The sequence below is a fragment of the Sphingobacterium sp. JUb56 genome (assembly GCF_014191365.1).
GTDB classification, from domain to species: Bacteria; Bacteroidota; Bacteroidia; order Sphingobacteriales; family Sphingobacteriaceae; genus Sphingobacterium; species Sphingobacterium anhuiense.
In genome coordinates this window covers 258192-276399 of the sequence record NZ_JACHWL010000002.1, presented here as the reverse complement: position 1 = coordinate 276399, position 18208 = coordinate 258192, and the positions used below count along the sequence as shown (strand labels likewise).

The following is an 18208-nucleotide window of genomic DNA, read 5'->3' as shown; positions in this document are numbered from 1 at the left end:
GTTTTCCTGTCATGATGCGTTTAACTTGAATTAAAGAAAAAAGAATGAGTAGATTTTGCTTTATTATAATAATCCATTGTTTCACATGTTTGCCTTTTAGCGTACATGCACAGCAACGGATTATTACATTGAACAGTTCCATTACTGAGACGATATTTGGATTAGGTGTGGGAAATCGTGTTGTTGCTACCGACGTGACCAGTGTCTCACCTATGGCTGCCGCAGCTTTGCCACGTGTAAGTAAAAATCGTTCAGTTTCAGCAGAAGGATTACTTTCGTTTGAACCGAATATCATCTTAGCAAATGAAGGTGAAGTTCCTGCAGCAATCATTCGACAAGTACGCGCAGCTGGTGTAAAATATATAGCCTTAAAACCCAACTATACAATTCCAGGCGCTTTAAATTATATCCAACAAGTGGCTGATGCCATTAGTCAACCTGAGCTCGGAAAAGGAGTGGTATCCCAAACAAAGTTAAGTTTGAACCGTATTACTGAATTGGTTAAAAGTGAAAATAAGGGTAAAGTTCCTCCAAAAGTTCTTTTTATTTATGCACGCGGTACGGGCACTATGAGTGTCGCCGGTAAGGGGAGTAGTTTAGATGCAATCATCCATTTAGCTGGAGGAAAGAATGCTATTCAAGAGTTTTCTGATTTTAAACCTTATACGACGGAAGCTCTGGTACAAGCTAATCCTGATATTATATTGCTGTTTGACTTTGGAGCAAGTAGCTTAGGTGGTGAGGAAGCGATTTTGAAGTTACCGGGTATGAGAATTACCAATGCAGGAAAAAATAAACGTATTCTTACAATGAATGCTTCTTTATTAGTCAATTTTAGTAATCGGCTACCTGATGCAATTTTGGAATTGCACCGAGGTTTTGTAAGAATAATGGATTCAAAGTAATCGATGTGTATAAAAGACAGAAGCTAATTTTACTGGCACTTGTATCAATTTTAATTGTCGTGTGTATAATTTCCTTGGGATTAGGGGCTTATTTTATTCCTCCCAAAGATATTTTTTCCTTGTTGATGCAAAAAACGCATTTAGCATCAGCAACACCCATCAACAGTATGCATGAGGATGTCATTTTTGAAATTCGATTACCACGCTTATTGCTGGGAATACTTGTAGGTGCAGCATTAGGTATCTCTGGTGCAGCTATCCAGGGAATATTTCGTAATCCATTAGCAGAACCCGGACTCATCGGTATATCATCTGGCGCATCGTTATTTGCGGTCATGATCATTGCTTTTGAAGCACTGGTTTTCACCTCAATTTCAGCTTGGATCGGTTACTATGTGTTAGCTTTTGGAGCGTTTGCAGGTGCAGGTTTAACAGCATTTTTGGTTTATCGCATAGCTAGTAAAAATGGTAAGCCATCCGTAACAACGATGTTATTGGCTGGAATTGCTATCAATGCTTTTGCTGGTGCACTGACGGGCTTGATGACCTATGTCTCGACCGAGCAGCAATTAAGGACCATTACATTTTGGTTGCTTGGTAGTCTGGGTGGAGCTACTTGGGACAATTTGTTGGCAGTTGCTCCGTTTATAATTATTCCCTTAATCTGTTTACCTTTTTTTGGAAAATCATTAAATGCATTCGCTCTCGGTGAAATGCAGGCCGATTTATTAGGTGTACAAACCGACCGTATCAAAAGATGGGTTGTAGTCCTTTCAACTTTAGCTGTAGGAGCTTCTGTAGCAGTTTCAGGCATTATCGGTTTTGTGGGCTTGATTGTTCCTCATATTATTCGTCTTATAGGTGGGGCAGATCATCGATTTGTTTTACCTGGATCGTTGCTGTTTGGCGCTTTGGTGCTGACGCTAGCAGATGTTATAGCTCGGGTTTCGGTTGCTCCAATAGAGCTTCCAATTGGCGTGATCACCGCCCTATTGGGAACTCCTTTGTTTTTATATATTTTGATAAAGGAAAAATAATTAGTTCAAATATAGGGTCTGTTATGTTACGTGTAGAGAAACTTAATTACGAAATCAAGGGAAGAAAACTCCTGAAAGATGTTACTTTTCAAGTACGGAAGGGAGAGGTATTGGCTGTGTTAGGTGCCAATGGCGCAGGAAAATCTACTTTGATGGGATTACTCTGCGGAGAAAAGAAACCCTGCTCAGGGAGCATTCACTTAAATGGAAAGCTACTGTCGGATTATACTCCATATATTTTGTCACAATGTAGAGCTTTATTGAGTCAGCAACAGCAAATGACTTTAAGTTTTAAAGTCGATGAAATTGTATTAATGGGTCGTTATCCACATTATAAAAATGTACCTCAAGCGCATGATCTCGAAGTTGTAGCCGAAACAATGAAACTTTGTGGTGTAGCATCATTTGCAGACCGTGATTTTCTAAGTTTATCAGGAGGTGAACAGCAACGTGTCCATTTAGCTCGGGTCTTAGCACAGATATGGGATAATCCAGATGCACTCTTGCTCTTAGATGAGCCTATTTCAGCATTGGATTTACATTATCAGCAGAAAGTTTTAGGTATTGCCAAAGCATTGGCGCGCAAAGGACTCATGGTTATTTTGATCGTACATGATGTTAATTTTGCAGCTACATATGCCAATCGCATTATGATGCTCAAAAATGGCAGAAAGCTATTTGATGGTACGCCAGTGGAGGTTTTGAATAAGAAAGAAATCTATACTATTTTTTCAGTCGAATCAAATGTGACGATGAATCCAAGAACATTGAAACCTTATGTTCAACTTGAAGAAATGCATGTTGAATTTGATAGTTATTTAGAAAGATTATAAATAATTTTAATATTCCAGCTTATTTCATTAATTTTAACTGCGCAAAGCTTATTTTAAACTGTAATCATGTTAGTGAAAAGTAAAATAGTAGAGTTGGAAGATTGGCTTTTTGAGGAAGAAATCCCGGACGGTTATGTGCCAGAGAAACCACTGGTTGAAAACAAAACCATTATTGAAATGGGGCCTGTACATATGGAGAATTTTCAACTTTCAACTTCTGGTCTTTTTATATTACATTCTAAAATGAACTTTGATAGACCTGTACAGATCCTCACTGAAATAGAAGGTGAAACGATTACAAGTCAATTTATATTTTTTAAACCAAAAGATGCAAAAATGCCCTATGGCATGAGCAGACATAATATTCGTTACATTCCTTCTGTGCGAACGACCCATCAAGTAGAACCTGGTATTGAATATATTTATTTTATAGCAGTTATATCTAAAGAATATTACCTCAATTTAATTAAGAGAGATTCATTGCTCCATCAACAGTTTGTGCATGAGATCGAAAAAGGGCAATATGCTTCATTTTCTGAAGAAGATCTTGTTGCTACTTACGAAATGCAACATACCATTTCTGAATTAATTGAATCGAAGAAAAAAGGAGAAATAAGAAGATTACATACCGAATCTCGGATTGTTGAATTGCTGATGTACCAATTTGAACAGTACAACGAACAAAAAGGAAATACGGATTCCTTGTTTCATGAGGAAGATATTCAACGGCTTGAAATGGCACGACACATCCTGGAGCAACGTATCGCAAATCCACCGACCCAAAAAGAACTGGCTGCAGAAGTGTTAACCAGTGAAAGTAAACTGCGTAAAGATTTTAAAGAATATTTCTCAGTTACTATTCACGATTATCTAACACGTGTACGTATGGAAAAAGCAAAAAATTATTTGTTAGCGGATAAAAAGACAGTATATGAAGTAGCATTGTTGACGGGATATGGACATCAAAATAATTTCAGTAGTGCATTTAAAAAGTATTACGGTATTTCCCCCGGTGAATTAAAAATGTAAGCACTTTTCAGCTAGACTTTCTTGTACACATGTGATGAGCTGATCTATATCTTATAAAGATTTTATTGAGTAATAATAGAGGGTTTCTAGAGGGTTCGTAGAGGTAAAGCTCTATATATCCTCTATTTTATCTCGATGTAATATCTGTATAACTACTTCACTAGTCTTAGTTAAATAGGAGAATATCTTAATGCCTGTCGAACAATATTAAAATCAGACCAGAAGAATGATTTTGGTATTCAAGAAGGAGTACTTTTGATAAGAGACTAAATTTTTAGGTGTATACTTGATGCAGCGATGAAGAATAATACTATAAAGCCTCTTGATTTTTTCAAGAGGCTTTATATTTTACTAGAATTTCCTATTTTGGAAACCTTTTTTAGAAAAGAAAGTTATAAGAAGCTTCTTTTTATTGATTTAAAAACTCGGCAACAAAAGCATCAAATGCTTGTGGATTTTCTGCCTGTACCCAATGTCCTGCATTAGGGATTGTTTTTATTATGGCTTTTGGAAATTTCTTTTCAGGTTACTTTTTATCATTTATTTTTAAAATATTGTATTTTATAATAACCTTAAGTTTCTTCTTCATTAGATTTTGAAGAGCACTTCGTAGCTAGGAGAAGTAAAGGTTTATTTAATAAAAATTACGCAATCGATTGATGTAATTTGTGATTTTAATATGAAGGAACTAATATTTACTTTAGAATATAAACTTGAATTTTAGAAAGCTTTTGGAGACTATATAATAGTTTTCTAATCAACCAAATACTTAACTTATGAATCAATTCACTTTGCTACAAAGTAAAAGTTATAACGACCTTTATTATGCTTGTACGTTTGTACTTAATGACTGTAAAATTAAGTATACGAAGTCAAACCTTAAAAACCTTCTAGAAACCCATGTTGAATATCCATCTTTACTTTCTTTAAAAGATATTTTGGCAGAATATAATGTTTCTGGTATGGCAGTTCGTAAAGGAAGTCACTCTTATGAAGAGTTTGAAACACCATTTATATGTTCCATTCAGAAAGAAGGTTGGCCGACATCTAGCTTCACTGTTGTAACTTATGCTGATGAGACCGGTTTGACATACATGGACCCTAATTCCCAAAAGCCGGTTTATAGTTCGATAGAGAATTTTGAAAAAATGGATAAGGCTATCATTTTATTGCTTGATGGAGAAATGGCAAAAGATGAAGCCAACTATAAGGAAAATAGGAGGTTAGAAATAACGGATAACATTATTCAATTTTTACCTATCTTTTTGTTGATCAGTGTATTTGCAGGTTCGATTTTCAATATTTTTATTCACGGTTACTCTTTGATAGCTTTTGTAGGGGGAATTTTTCTTTTTACAAGTTTGGTTGGAGCACTTGTAACTTGCTTATTAATTAGACATGATATCAATTCTCATGACCCTCTTGTAAGAGAAGTCTGTGGTTCATTTGGTAAAAAATCTAATTGTACCTCTGTTTTGTCCTCAAAGCAATCTTCATTTCTCGGGGTTTCTTGGACAGTATGGGGGGGGAGTTTGTTCATAAGCCTCTTTATTAGCAATATTTTTTTTCTCGGACAAGCTAGTAATCTCTTATTATGGGCATCTTTATCCATTTTGGTAAGTCCTTATTTGATATTTTCGATATATTATCAATGGCGCATTGTAAAACAATGGTGCCCTTTATGCTTACTTATTCAAGGGTTAATTGCCATAAACTTGTTTATTTCAGTTATATTTTTTCAATATTATTCATTTGATGTTGGAAAAATAAATTACCATCATTTATTCATTAATCTATTTTTAGGTATAGCGACTATGTTGCTGATTTATTTTGCTATTCCTGTTTTAAAAAGAGCAAATGATAGTAAAGAATATATGATGAAATGGATGAAATTTCGTTATAATCCGTCAATCTTTAATTCCTTATTAGAGAAAAGTAATCAAATCACGGTTCCTGTTAATAATATAGGAGTTCTTATAGGAGATGATAATGCCACAATTGAAATTATAAAAGTGTGCAACCCGTATTGTGGACCGTGTGCTAAAGCACATCCTGAATTAGAAAATATTATTAAAAATAATAAAAATGTTAGCGTACGTATTATTTTTACAGCTAGTGGTGAGGAGCGGGATATTAGAACCGCACCTGTACAACATTTATTAGCTATTCAAGAAAAATTTGGAAAATTAAAAGTACATGAAGCTTTGGATAATTGGTACATGTCTCCTAATAAAGATTACTCCATATTTGCAACAAAATATCCTTTGAAAGGTGAGTTAGAGCAACAAAGGGTGAAAGTATTTGCTATGCGTGATTGGTGTGATGAGATGAAAATTAGAGCTACTCCTACATTGTTTATTAATGGGCGAGAACTTCCTGATCAATATAATATAAAAGATCTTAAACACTTTTTCTAAAATATTATATACGGATCTGAACTTATTCAGATTAAAGTGTCCCACCATGACCATTGGCTTATTTTTATTATAAAATTGAAGCTTCAGCGTTCAAATTTTAAAAACTTGAGTTTTGGTAATGATAAAATTCAGATACTATTTTTTAATATTTATAAATTTATTTTGTTAAAACGATTCCCACATTATAAACAGATGGATGAGATGGACTGTGGTGCCACCTGTCTTCGTATCATTTTTAAACATTATGGAAAACTAGTTTCCATTCATAAGATCCGCAAGCTATGCCAAACGACCAAAAATGGTGTTAATCTTTTAGGCATCAGTGAGGCTGCTGAGAAGTTGGGGTTTCGTACTTATGGTGTTCGGCTATCACTGGAACAGCTCAAGGAAGTTGAGTTACCATGTATATTACATTGGAACCAGAACCACTTTGTGGTACTTCATAAAATTCGAAGTGGCAAATATTACCTATCCGATCCTGCAGCAGGACTGCTTAGCTATGAAGAGAAAGAATTTGCTAAAAATTGGTTTTCTACCAAAGAACTGCACGCAGGATTGTCATTAATATTAAGCCCGGGACCTGATTTTTATCAGATTGACGAAGAAGAGCCTGAATTAAAGTTGGAGTGGACCAAAATCTTCACCTACTTCTTTAAATACAAGAAGCTGTTTTTGCAGCTTATTCTAGGTATGTTATTGGGTACAGTATTGTCTTTAATAGCACCCTTTCTTACCCAGTCTGTTGTTGATATCGGCATCAACACTAAGAATATCAGCTTTATAAATCTGATTTTGATTGCTCAGCTGATGCTCTTTGTGGGCAGTACTGCTGTCTCATTTATAAGATCTTGGATTATGTTGCATATTAGTACACGCGTCAATATTTCCATATTGACAGATTTGCTGATCAAGCTTATGAAGTTACCGATGAATTTCTTTGATCTTAAGACTCATGGAGATATTATGCAGCGTATGTCAGACCAGCAGCGGATTGAATCTTTTCTTACCGGAAGTACATTAAATACCTTATTTTCATTGGTTAATATGGTTATTTTTGGCACTTTGCTCATTATCTATAATAAAACAATCTTTCTGGTGTTTTTTGCCGCGACAGTGCTGTATACACTGTGGATTCTAGCCTTTATGAAATATCGCCGACAACTCGACGAGAAAAGATTTAAGATAGCTTCAGAAAATCAGACCTATATGGTCGAAATGATCCAGAGCATTAAAGACATCAAACTTAATAACGCGCAGAAGCAAAAACGATGGGGCTGGGAGGCCCTACAGGCTAAACTTTTTAAATTTAAAGTAGAAAGTTTGGCACTAGCACAATACCAATCAATTGGCTCTATGGCGATCAACCAGGCAAAAGGTATTCTAATCACCTACATTAGCGCCAAATCAGTTATCGATGGTGATATTACGCTAGGTGGTATGATGGCCATTCAGTATATAGTAGGTATGGTAAGTAGTCCCGTTGAATCCCTACTTGGCTTTATGCAGTCCTTTCAAGATGCAAAAATTAGCTTGGAACGACTAAATGAAATTTATGAAACAGAGGAAGAGGAAAATATCCAAAAAGACTATCTCAGACAGTTGCCTGAAAACAAAACGATCGAAATCAAAAACCTGACTTTTCGTTATTTCGGAGCAGGAAATGATCCGATTTTTACCAAACTTAATCTGACGTTTCCCGAAGGAAAAACAACCGCGATAGTTGGCACGAGCGGTAGTGGCAAAACGACCATTATCAAGCTACTTTTACGTTATTACAATGCCGAAGAAGGAGAGATATTGATTGGAGGGAAAAAACTGGATCAGATTGATTTTGGACTTTGGCGAGACAGTTGCGGTTCCGTACTTCAAGAAAATTATATATATGCTGATACCATTGAACGCAATATTGCTATCAATGATGAGTTTGCAGACAAAACATTACTCAATGATGCAATCAATGTTGCCAATATGGAAGATTTTATTGCCAATGAGCCCTTTGGTCTAGCAACAAAAATTGGTACAGCTGGGAAAGGTATTAGCCAGGGGCAGCGGCAACGTTTAATGATCGCAAGAGCAGTCTATAAAAACCCGGCATATATCTTTTTGGATGAAGCTACCAATTCTTTAGACGCTAATAACGAAAAAGAGATTGTAGAGAAGTTAGATCAATTTTTCAATAATCGTACCGTCATTGTCGTGGCACACCGCCTGAGTACGGTTAAAAATGCAGACAATATCATCGTACTTGAAAAAGGTGCAGTAATAGAACAGGGAACACATCAGGAATTGACAGCATTAAGAGCAAGCTACTATGAGCTGGTCAAAAATCAATTGGAACTAGGAAATTAACGACTATGGAAAAGACAACATTTATGGAAGAAGATGTCCATTCTGAAGACTTACAGGAGATCATTTCCAAACCACCATCTTGGTTGCTCAAAAGAGGAATTACTTTTATTGTACTTACGGTGTTTATGATCTTAGGACTTTCATTTTTTATCCGTTATCCCGAAGTGGTTACCGTATCGATGAAATTTAATACCAGCAATTCGCCCAAAGTATTGACTAGTAAAATCAGTGGAAATTTGGTCAAAATGTTGGTGAATGATGGCGTTTTAGTAGATGAAAATACCGACATCGCCTATCTGGAAAGCGTAGCGGACCATAGCCAGGTATTGAGCCTACTCGATAAGATGAAAAAAGTCAGAGGCGGAACCTTTGGCTTAACCGATCTCAAAGATATTGTTGCTCCTACAGAGTTGGAATTAGGAGAGCTTCAGAATAGTTATCAGAATTTTTATCTTGCCTATCTGAGCTATGTCGCTACAAACAAAGAAGGGATTTATCATAAAAGAAAAAGGTTCATCATAAATGAAGTCAAGTATATCAATGAACAGAGCCAGCGTATTCATCAGGGATTTGACCTTCAAAAACAGGAACTGGCCCTTGCGGAAGAGGAATACGCCAAGTATCAGATATTGGCCGATAAAAAAGTGATCAGCCAGCTTGAACTTCAGCAAAAAGAGGCACTATTACTAGCTAAACGTCAATCTATTCCCCTAACAGAAAATACCATTATCAGTAATCAGAGCAATCTTCTCTCTAAAGATAAGGAGTTGTCCGAGATCAATAATCAGATGTTTGAGGAAGAGAAGAAGTTCTTCCAATCACTGAATACTTTTATTAGCGATGCTGAAAATTGGAAAAAACAATATGTGATCAGTAGTACCTCCAGAGGAACTTTGCAATATGGAGACTTTTTGCAGGAAAATCAATTGGTGAAAGTGGGAGAAGAATTATTTTATGTCAATGCCAATAACAATGATTATTATGGCGAAATACTAATCCCCCAAGGGCTGTCGTCAAAAGTAAAAATGGGACAGGATGTACTGATCAAAGTGCAAAGCTATTCCTTTCAGGAATACGGATACTTAAGAGGGAAGATTCAATACATATCCGATATACCAATTAAAGACAGTGTTTTCTTTTCTAAGGTAGTTTTGGTTAGAAGTGAGCAAGATTCTGTTATCAAACTGAAACCAGGTATTTTGGCTGATGCAGATATTATCACTGAAGATCAGTCTATTTTTAAAAGAATATGGTTAAATCTTACTAAATCATTGAAGTTTTAATTTGTTATTTTCAATAGCGGTATAAAGCTATTCTATTATTTAAATTCTAAAAATATATTTACACAGAGATGCTAATATTAACACATGTATAATAATAAAATATCATTTTGGTTTGTTAGTATTAACACCTTGTTACAATATTGCAAACTGTTTTTAAAGAAATTAAACATCTTTTAAGGTAATTTTATTAATTTCGTAAACTCGTTATTATTGATGATGGATACTTTGATCGTTCAATAGAAATTATTAATACTTTCCCAGATAGTAGGATAAAGTTGTATTCCCTGAAAGATAATGTTGGAAATTATGCCACACGAAATTATGGAGTAAGTAAAGTGCGAGGGAAATACGTAGCGATGATGGATGCGGATGAAATAGTAATCGCTTAGAGATTCAATTTTTATTTATGGAAAATCATAAGGTTGTTGGTACCATAGACGCAAATTTTATTAAGATAGATGAGAGTGGAGAAGAAGTAGAAACAGTAAGTTTAATCTGTAGTTGTAATGAGTTTAAAATCAATTTTTTGCTAGGAAATCCATTAATGCATTCAAGCCTTTTTATTCGAAGCCACTTATTGAAAAAGCATGAAATAAATTATGATAAAAGATTCCATTGTGATTCAGGTTATCATCTTGTTTTTCAGTGTAGCAAGTTTTTTAAAATCTTAGATATTCCAGACAGTTTAGTTAAATATAGAATCAATAATAATGAGATCACAAACACTAAAATTGACATTAGCTGTAATCGGCTTACCTTCAATTGCTGTAATCCCCAGGTAACTGCCATTTGGCAATTGTGTTGCATAGATACCAGGAGATTTGATATCTGTATAAAGGGAATAAAGATGTTCCGAAGGTAGGGATAGATAAAGACCGGGAAAATTTATCGGCATTTAATGTAACGGTACTCGCCTCAAAAAGTAACACTGACCTTTATAGTTGGGGAATTAATTCGTATGGAGAATTGGATAATTGCGCGATTAATTCTGCTGCAAATGATGATCTTGGAGTAGATACAATTACTAAAATCTCAGAATAGTCCAATGTAAAAGGAATCGCAAAAGGATTCAACTTTTCGGTGTTGCGAAAGGGTAAAAGTAAGAGCTTGTGTATAGCCAATAGTAATTTTGGAGGTTTTCCTTATTTGGGTGCTGGTAGTGTTCATCGGCATCTATTTTAACGCATCAATGTGATATTACATTTTATTAAGGTTGCTATATCTTAACTTTTAAGTGACAAGAAGAGCATCGTTCATGCAATACTCGATTTAAAAATAACAGGATGTATAAACTCCAAATATACGTTTGTGCAAGAACACAATGAATGAGTTTTTAAACACTCCGGTAAACGTATCGGAGTGTTTTTAGATTTTCTGTCATTATTAAAATAGAACTAGTGATAACAATGAAATTTATACCGGGATTTAATTTATTATTAATTATCTAAAAACTCGGCAACACAAGCATCAAATGCTTGTGGATTTTCTGCCTGTACCCAATGTCCTGCATTAGGGATTGTTTTTATTATGGCTTTTGGAAACTGCTTTTCGATATTTGCTTTGTCTTCGGGCAGAATGTATCGTGACTTTTCACCAGCCAAAAATAAAGTAGGTCCTTTAAATATACCTGATTTGACACCTACTGTGATAAACGAAGTGTATTTACCTTTCAGAACGTCTAGATTGAAACGCCACCCTAGACTTCGTTCTTCTTTGATATACACGTTCTTCAATAAAAACTGGACAACTCCTGGTTCTTTAATATAGTGCTCAAGTGCTATCTGTACGTCTTTACGATTTTCGACAGTTTCAATATTAACGGCACTTAGTGCATTGAATATATCTTCATGATGCGGAGGATAGGATTTGGGGGCAATATCAGCTATAATCAATTTGGCTACTTTTTCAGGATGATCTATAGCAAATTGCATGGCAACTTTACCACCTAATGAATGTCCAATAAGATCAATTTGATCCGCTCCAATAGATGCGATATAGGCAGATAGATCATCAACCATAACTTCGATAGACATCTCTTCACTATGAAAACTGCGCCCATGATTACGAAGATCCAAAAGATGCACTTGTCTTTTTTCTCCAAAATTGCGGCCAAATGTTCCCCAATTATCGGACATGCCAAATAAGCCGTGTATAACTACTAACGGAATACCCGCGTTTTCTGCTCCATATATCTTGCTGTACTGTAGTTCTTCCAATGTATATTCTGTTTTAATGAGTCTTCTATTATTGATTCAAAATTACAAAAAATAAATTTTATAGGCTTAAATGTAAAACGAATAACTATAGCGCATGAATAGATCTATCTGCAAAAGATAAAATGTAGCTTTGTAATAATAATTTTGTTAGAACGTACTGAAATTAGATATAGAGCATAAATGATAGCAGCATTTTTTCGTGATTTTGGAATTTTTTCGGAAGAGGAGATTGCACAAGTTCTTCAACTTTTTACGATCAGAAAGTTGAGTAAAGGAGATTATTTTGCTCGTGAGCATGAAAAAAGTAATGAAGTGGCATTTATTCGATCTGGAATCTTTCGCTCCTTTTATACAACTCCCAATGGTGACGATATTACTTATTGTTTTCGATTTCCAAATGATCTTATGGCGGCCTATTCTTCTTTTATAACTGGTGGTCCTAGTGTGGAAGCCATACAAGCTATTGTGCCGACAGAATTATATGTGATTCAGAAAAATAAACTTGATCAATTGGTTCTTGAGAAGCCGATATGGACTATGTTTCTTAAGATTATAGCAGAACAGCAATATCTAGAATTGGAAAAACGAGTTTTTCAATTGCAGAAGGAAACTGCCGCCCAACGTTATGCATCGTTGCTCAAAAATCAACCAGAATTTATCTTGCAAATCCCATTACATTATCTCGCTTCCTACCTTGGTATTACGCAAAGACATCTGAGTCGTATACGAAAAGAGATTACTTCTTAGTCGCTAATGTGATATTGATTTATCAATGTGACCTTAATGAATAAAAAGTAATCATTAAGGTTTAGATGGGTATAATAATAATTTTTAGAGGCATTTTATAACTATTTTTTGTCTTGTATCTTTGAATATAGATTGCCTCTTAAAATATGTTAAAGGGTCAGATTTATAGTGATAATATCTGACTCCTTTTGCTTTATTATAAATTCATCTTTAAACCTGCCGATGCATAGGGAGATGCTCTGAAATAATACTCTTTATCTTGAAACATACTTTTCAATGTTCTATCTGTGATCTGAGCTGGTCGCCACAGATTCATACCAACGGTTAGCGGTATTGATATCTTTTTTCCTATTTTTATTTCTGGGCGAAAACCCGCAATCATATATAAATGTGAAAACATTTTATCTTTTCCTTCTTGTTGTAGAAGAGCTGTCTGGCCATTCATTTCTGCGATAAGATTTAACCGGAAATTTTTCGTCAAATCATATCCTACGGATAGCTCTAAGCCCTGCATAAGAGCTATCTTTACAGCATATTTCCCCTCAGTTTTCCAGTTGAGATAAAGGGCAGGAAAGACCATTGGGAAACCAAAAGAATTGTTGACCATAATACCACCGCCTAAATCCAAATTTGGTTTTAAGTGACGAATGAAAACAGTTCCGACATTGCCAAGTACATTTTTGAATCCTGCTTTTGAAAAATCAGTATTTGACATAAAAATACCTCCACCGATAGTCGCCAGTATTGACCACCGGTCGTTCAAAGGTCTTAAATGAGTTAGATTCATCCCAATATTTAATATTTCATCTACCACTAAGGGCGCTGTAAAGTTTTTATTGTCCAGCTTTGCATAAGCACCATTCGCACTTATAGCCCAGAGTGTGGGACGTTTATTTTCGTTCAATTTTAAAGATAGAGGAATCGTAATGTTAGCCTGGTGAACCATAGCATCACCTTGACTATCACCTACTTTTTCGCTTTTTTCGTTCTCTGATTTTCGGTAGTCCGATTTTCCAATATATTCGGTTTTCATTTCTATTTGTACTTGTGCATCCACAAATTGGCAGTAAATAACCATTATAAATACGCAAAGCACTGTTTTTTTAATTTCAAAATTTCTGATCATATGAAGTATCTAAATTTTATTAAGACAATTGGTAGGCACTCTACCCTTTATTTTTATTTCCAACGGCGATGTGTCCACAACCACCAACTAGGGTCTTTTTGTATGCTTTTTTCCAGCATGGACGCAAATTGCCTAGTTATGAATCCTTCAGAAGTTGATGCCGCATGATCACATATAGGTGTAATATCAAGTTCCCACACTTGTTTATTTAAGGGGTGTAAGGAAACATATCCTACATATGTATTTAGTTGCCTTGCTAGCTTTTCGGCACCAGAAAACATGAAGGTAGTTTGTTGTAAAAACTCAACAGCAATTCCATTGTCATTTCCAGGAAATTGATCTGCAATAAATAATGTAATGGAAGGAGTTTGTTTTTCCCGTAAAAGTATCCTTAATGCATGTTGAGCAGGTAACAGGCGCATACCATGTTTGGCCCTTTTTTTATAACTTAAATAATTTAAAAATCTGTTTTTTAAAGGTTTATATAGAGCTTGTGTAGGTATGTTGGTAAATTGTGGTATTTTCGTTATCAGCTCCCAATTTCCGTAATGACCTAATAACAGTATAGCTTGACTTCGTTGTTTTTGGAGCCTATTGATCGTTTCAAGGGCTGATTCTGATAAATGTAATTTTACCTGACGAGGATGAAAATTTTCCCATATAATACGGGCAAGATTTTGGTAGAAATTATGACGATGTATGTTAATTTCCTGATAGGACAAGTGAGGGAAGGCGCGAGCGAGATTTTGTACGCATACGCTTAGCCGATATTTACAAACTTGTCCAATGAAATAACCTAACATATTGATTGTTTTTAATGTTCCGAGAAATTTTAATACTATGCCGTAATTTGTAGAAAAACTAAATCCTATTATTTCAGTACTTCAACAAGTATCCCTTTTTATATCTGACAACCGGATGCTCCCTTACCCTTATTAATTTTTGAAAAAGAAGAGTTCTGAGATTAATTTAATACTAACCAGAAAATTAATCTTTATAGTCAGAACTGTTCTTATGTCACAATTACCTTTTAGACATATGTCCTGTAGAGGTTAAGTTTTCAGCGATATTTTTGTATAAAAAAAATATGCAAAAGAATATCTTAATTATTGGAGGTAAAGGGTTGGTAGGAAAGACTATTTATCGGATACTTAAATCCAGAAATCCTGATGCTGACCTCTTCGTGGGAAGTCGGAAAGCTACTGTGGAAAATAATGAACTAACGATTGATGTCAACCAACCAGATACTTTTCAGTCTATTTTAGATAAAAAAATAGATATTATTGTGTTGAGTGTAAATGATAACGAAGACAATGTTTTACATTTTGCGGTTAAACACCATTTGGATTATATTGATATTACAAAACCAACTCCAGCATTGATGAAAGCCTACCACTCGCTCGTAGGTCATGATATCAATAGCCGGATTGTATTTGCATCGGGTTGGATGGGAGGAATAATTGCTGGTTTGATCAAGGCGAATGTAAACAGCATGACTGATATTGAAAAAGTTGATGTAGCCGTTTACTATTCTGTTAAAGATCTTGCAGGAGAAAGTTCAGCTCATTTTATGGCAGAAAATGTTGCCAAACCTTTTGTCCGATACCAGAACAATGAGCCCGTACAGATTAAACATTTTTTGGATACCGATTATTTTAATTTTGGGTTCGGAATCGGCCGTCGGCAAGTTTATAATTTCGACGTACCGGATTTGTATATCCTTAATAAAGTTGAAAAAATCTCAGATGTCTCTGTCAAGATGACCTATAATTCTAAATTTATAACCTGGTTATTAGGGACGATGCAACAATTCGGGATTTTTAATAAGCTGTCTCTTAATACTAGGAAGAAAGTTTTCGGATCGAGTGGAAATGGAGATTTAGCAGTCTTCGAAATTACGGTAGCAAATACTGAAGGAAAATTTAAGAAAATTAGTGTGCTCAGTGAGAAAGGGCAGGCTGAATTGACTGCCTTATCAACAGTTATACATATTGAATCTCTTTGCAAAAATGTTTTTAATAATCGTGTCTATTTTGCGCATGAATTGCATAAAAAACAGGATTTGCAGCAACAATTAGTGGAATATAAAACCATTAATGTAAAAATATATTAATGGATGTGGCTAAAATGTAGTGTTTACAAATTTAATTACGCTAATGAAAAATATAGTAATTATCAATGGACATCCTAATAAAGATGCGCTAAACTTTGCTCTTGTAAAAGCCTATATTGAAGGAGCCGAACAATCAGGAGCCGAAATAAAAGAGATTACAATAGCAGATATGGATTTTAATCCTAATCTCCAATATGGTTATCACAAACGTATGGACCTAGAACCAGATTTAATCAAAGCTTGGGAAATGATTTTGTGGGCAGATCATCTTGTATGGGTACATCCGGTATGGTGGGGCGGATTGCCAGCCTTAATGAAGGGATTTATAGACCGTTTGTTTTTACCAGGTATGGCTTTTAAGTATCGATCTGATTCGATATTTTGGGATCGACTGCTGAAAGGTAAGACTGGGCATATCATTACGACATTGGATCAGCCGGGCTGGTATTACCGTCTTATCTATGGAAGACCAAGTATCAATCAATTGAAAAAATCAACACTACAGTTTTGTGGTGTTACTCCAGTAAAGGTAAGCTACATCGGTATTGTAAAAACAGCTGATGAAAATTTGCGGAAAAAGTGGATCGAAAAGGTTAAGAGGTGGGGAAAAGATAATCTGTAGAATTAATAATTTTTAAAAAGGGCTATATAAGTTTTAAAAATAACAAAGAAGCAGGTCTATTAAACTTGCTCCTTTGTTCTACTTGTATATGTTAATTATTGATTCCAGCCACCACCTAGTGATCGGTATAAATCGACAATAGCATCAAGTTCTGCCTTCTTAACTTGTGCAAGTTCCAATTCACTTTGTAGCATATTGCTTTGAGCTGTGATGACTTCCAAGTAAGTTGCCATTCCGGTTTCGAAAAGCACATCGGCATGTTGAATAGCTTTCTTCAATCGATTGGTTCTTTCTAAAGTGATGCGTTGCTTTTCTTTTAATTTCTGTATTGAAATTAAAGCATCAGATACTTCACCAACTGCTGTGATCACTGTTTGTTTAAATCGGATAACATTTTTTTCTTGATCAATTTGCGCGATTTCGTATTGTGTTTTTAGTTCACGACGTTGAAATATAGGCTGGGTAATACTTCCTGCGACGGCACCAAATAGGGAAGCTGGTATGTTGAACCAATTGCTGCTTTTGAAAGCATTGATTCCAGCTTCGGCACTGATAACTAAGGAAGGATACATCCTAGCTTTAGCATATTGTTGATAGGCTTTGGAACTGGTAACAGCAAGTTCTGCTTGCTTAACATCAGGTCTACGGCTCAATAAATCGGCAGGTACACCCGCAGACCAATTGTCAGGAAGTTGAATATTTGCCAGTTTTTCTTTGATTTTAATCTCCTGCGGTAGTCGACCACTCAACGTTTGAATGGCATTCTCCTGTAAATGGATCTGCTGCTCAAAATCTGGAATAAGACTGGCCGCAGCAAGACGTTGCGCATCCACTTGCTCTACAGCCAACATACTGATGTCACCAACTTCGTATTGTTGTTGGACAATGCGTAAGGTACTGTCGCTAAGACGTAGATTTTGCTGTGCAATCTCATGTAGCTGATAAAGCATAAGCAACTGGTAATATCCCTGTGTTACTTGAGAAATCAGTTGTGTCTGTACAGCTTTTTTTGCTTCTTCGGTCTGTAAATAAGAAGCTAATGCTACGGTATTTTGACTCTTGATCTTTCCCCATAGATCGGCTTCCCACGATAGTCCTAACGATGCTGTATAATCTTCAACATGATTTTGACCTAGAAATTGTCCTAGACTCAACCCATTCATACTATTATTGGATGGATTAGTACTGTTTGCCTTTATCTGCAATTGCAAATTTGGCAAATAGTTAGCCTTAGCTTGTTTTAACATCAGCTGCGATGACTCGATGTTTTTGATGGCGAGTTGCATGTCTACATTTTGATGGATGGCACTATCAATCAGAACTTGTAAAATAGGGTCTTGAAAGAAGTCTCGCCATGGAATGGAACCGATGCTCGTTTCTTTTACTCCTTCTTCTTGATCACGAAACTGTGTAGGAAGGGCAGGAGCAAGATCCTTGTTGCTGATCAGTTTATCGGTTTTACAAGACCATACAACAAGGGGTAATATGAAAGCCATCAGTATGTTTACTTTTATATTCATGTATTTCAATT

The 18208-nt window shown here is 35.4% G+C and carries 16 protein-coding genes; 11 read left to right on the top strand and 5 right to left on the bottom strand.

Translation table 11 applies throughout. The features are described from left to right. Nucleotides 1-44: 44 nt before the first annotated feature. The 8 genes from FHR29_RS20675 to FHR29_RS26890 all read left to right on the top strand — a co-directional run bounded on the left by FHR29_RS20675 (nt 45) and on the right by FHR29_RS26890 (nt 10242). Nucleotides 45-905: a hemin ABC transporter substrate-binding protein gene (locus FHR29_RS20675; RefSeq protein ID WP_183917008.1), complete on the top strand. Its 861-nt coding sequence runs from the start codon at nt 45-47 to the stop codon at nt 903-905. A gap of 5 nt (nt 906-910) precedes the next feature. Continuing rightward, nucleotides 911-1942: an iron ABC transporter permease gene (locus tag FHR29_RS20670; RefSeq protein WP_183917006.1), complete on the top strand. Its 1032-nt coding sequence runs from the start codon at nt 911-913 to the stop codon at nt 1940-1942. A gap of 23 nt (nt 1943-1965) precedes the next feature. After that, nucleotides 1966-2775: a heme ABC transporter ATP-binding protein gene (locus FHR29_RS20665; protein WP_021187834.1), complete on the top strand. Its 810-nt coding sequence runs from the start codon at nt 1966-1968 to the stop codon at nt 2773-2775. Nucleotides 2776-2841: 66 nt separating this feature from the next. Continuing rightward, nucleotides 2842-3804, top strand: a complete 963-nt coding sequence (locus FHR29_RS20660; protein ID WP_132842825.1) for an AraC family transcriptional regulator — start codon at nt 2842-2844, stop codon at nt 3802-3804. 776 nt (nt 3805-4580) lie between these two features. Further along, nucleotides 4581-6221: a vitamin K epoxide reductase family protein gene (locus FHR29_RS20655; protein WP_183917004.1), complete on the top strand. Its 1641-nt coding sequence runs from the start codon at nt 4581-4583 to the stop codon at nt 6219-6221. A 162-nt stretch (nt 6222-6383) separates the two neighbouring features. Further along, a complete protein-coding gene (locus FHR29_RS20650) occupies nt 6384-8570 on the top strand; it encodes a peptidase domain-containing ABC transporter (protein WP_183917002.1) in 2187 nt (728 codons plus the stop codon). Between the two features lie 5 nt (nt 8571-8575). Next, nucleotides 8576-9853 carry an HlyD family secretion protein gene (locus FHR29_RS20645; RefSeq protein ID WP_183917000.1) on the top strand — a complete coding sequence of 426 codons (1278 nt, stop codon included), beginning with the start codon at nt 8576-8578 and terminating at the stop codon, nt 9851-9853. A gap of 206 nt (nt 9854-10059) precedes the next feature. Next, nucleotides 10060-10242 (top strand): glycosyltransferase, encoded by a 183-nt coding sequence (locus tag FHR29_RS26890; protein ID WP_183917808.1) that lies wholly within the window; start codon nt 10060-10062, stop codon nt 10240-10242. 296 nt (nt 10243-10538) lie between these two features. On the opposite strand, the gene FHR29_RS20635 is transcribed toward FHR29_RS26890, so the two are convergent. Continuing rightward, nucleotides 10539-10748 carry a hypothetical protein gene (locus tag FHR29_RS20635; RefSeq protein ID WP_183916998.1) on the bottom strand — a complete coding sequence of 70 codons (210 nt, stop codon included), beginning with the start codon at nt 10746-10748 and terminating at the stop codon, nt 10539-10541. 541 nt (nt 10749-11289) lie between these two features. Next, nucleotides 11290-12069, bottom strand: coding sequence for an alpha/beta fold hydrolase (locus tag FHR29_RS20630; RefSeq protein ID WP_183916996.1), 780 nt, complete (start codon nt 12067-12069; stop codon nt 11290-11292). 180 nt (nt 12070-12249) lie between these two features. On the opposite strand from FHR29_RS20630, the gene FHR29_RS20625 reads away from it, so the two are divergent. Beyond that, complete coding sequence (locus tag FHR29_RS20625; RefSeq protein ID WP_132770859.1) at nt 12250-12816, top strand: Crp/Fnr family transcriptional regulator; 567 nt, start codon at nt 12250-12252, stop codon at nt 12814-12816. A 196-nt stretch (nt 12817-13012) separates the two neighbouring features. Here FHR29_RS20625 and FHR29_RS20620 read toward each other — a convergent pair whose 3' ends face one another. Beyond that, entirely contained in the window at nt 13013-13894 is an 882-nt protein-coding gene (locus FHR29_RS20620) for a DUF6268 family outer membrane beta-barrel protein (RefSeq protein WP_221197931.1), read from the bottom strand. A gap of 101 nt (nt 13895-13995) precedes the next feature. Further along, the gene (locus FHR29_RS20615) at nt 13996-14745 is read right to left on the bottom strand and encodes a lysophospholipid acyltransferase family protein (RefSeq protein WP_183916992.1); all 750 of its coding nucleotides are present in this window, start codon (nt 14743-14745) and stop codon (nt 13996-13998) included. 284 nt (nt 14746-15029) lie between these two features. Here FHR29_RS20615 and FHR29_RS20610 point away from each other — a divergent pair, with 284 nt between their 5' ends. Continuing rightward, complete coding sequence (locus FHR29_RS20610; RefSeq protein WP_183916990.1) at nt 15030-16055, top strand: saccharopine dehydrogenase; 1026 nt, start codon at nt 15030-15032, stop codon at nt 16053-16055. A 43-nt stretch (nt 16056-16098) separates the two neighbouring features. Next, nucleotides 16099-16677, top strand: coding sequence for an NAD(P)H-dependent oxidoreductase (locus tag FHR29_RS20605; protein ID WP_183916988.1), 579 nt, complete (start codon nt 16099-16101; stop codon nt 16675-16677). 95 nt (nt 16678-16772) lie between these two features. On the opposite strand, the gene FHR29_RS20600 is transcribed toward FHR29_RS20605, so the two are convergent. Beyond that, nucleotides 16773-18197 (bottom strand): efflux transporter outer membrane subunit, encoded by a 1425-nt coding sequence (locus FHR29_RS20600; protein WP_183916986.1) that lies wholly within the window; start codon nt 18195-18197, stop codon nt 16773-16775. Between the last annotated feature and the right edge of the window lie 11 nt (nt 18198-18208).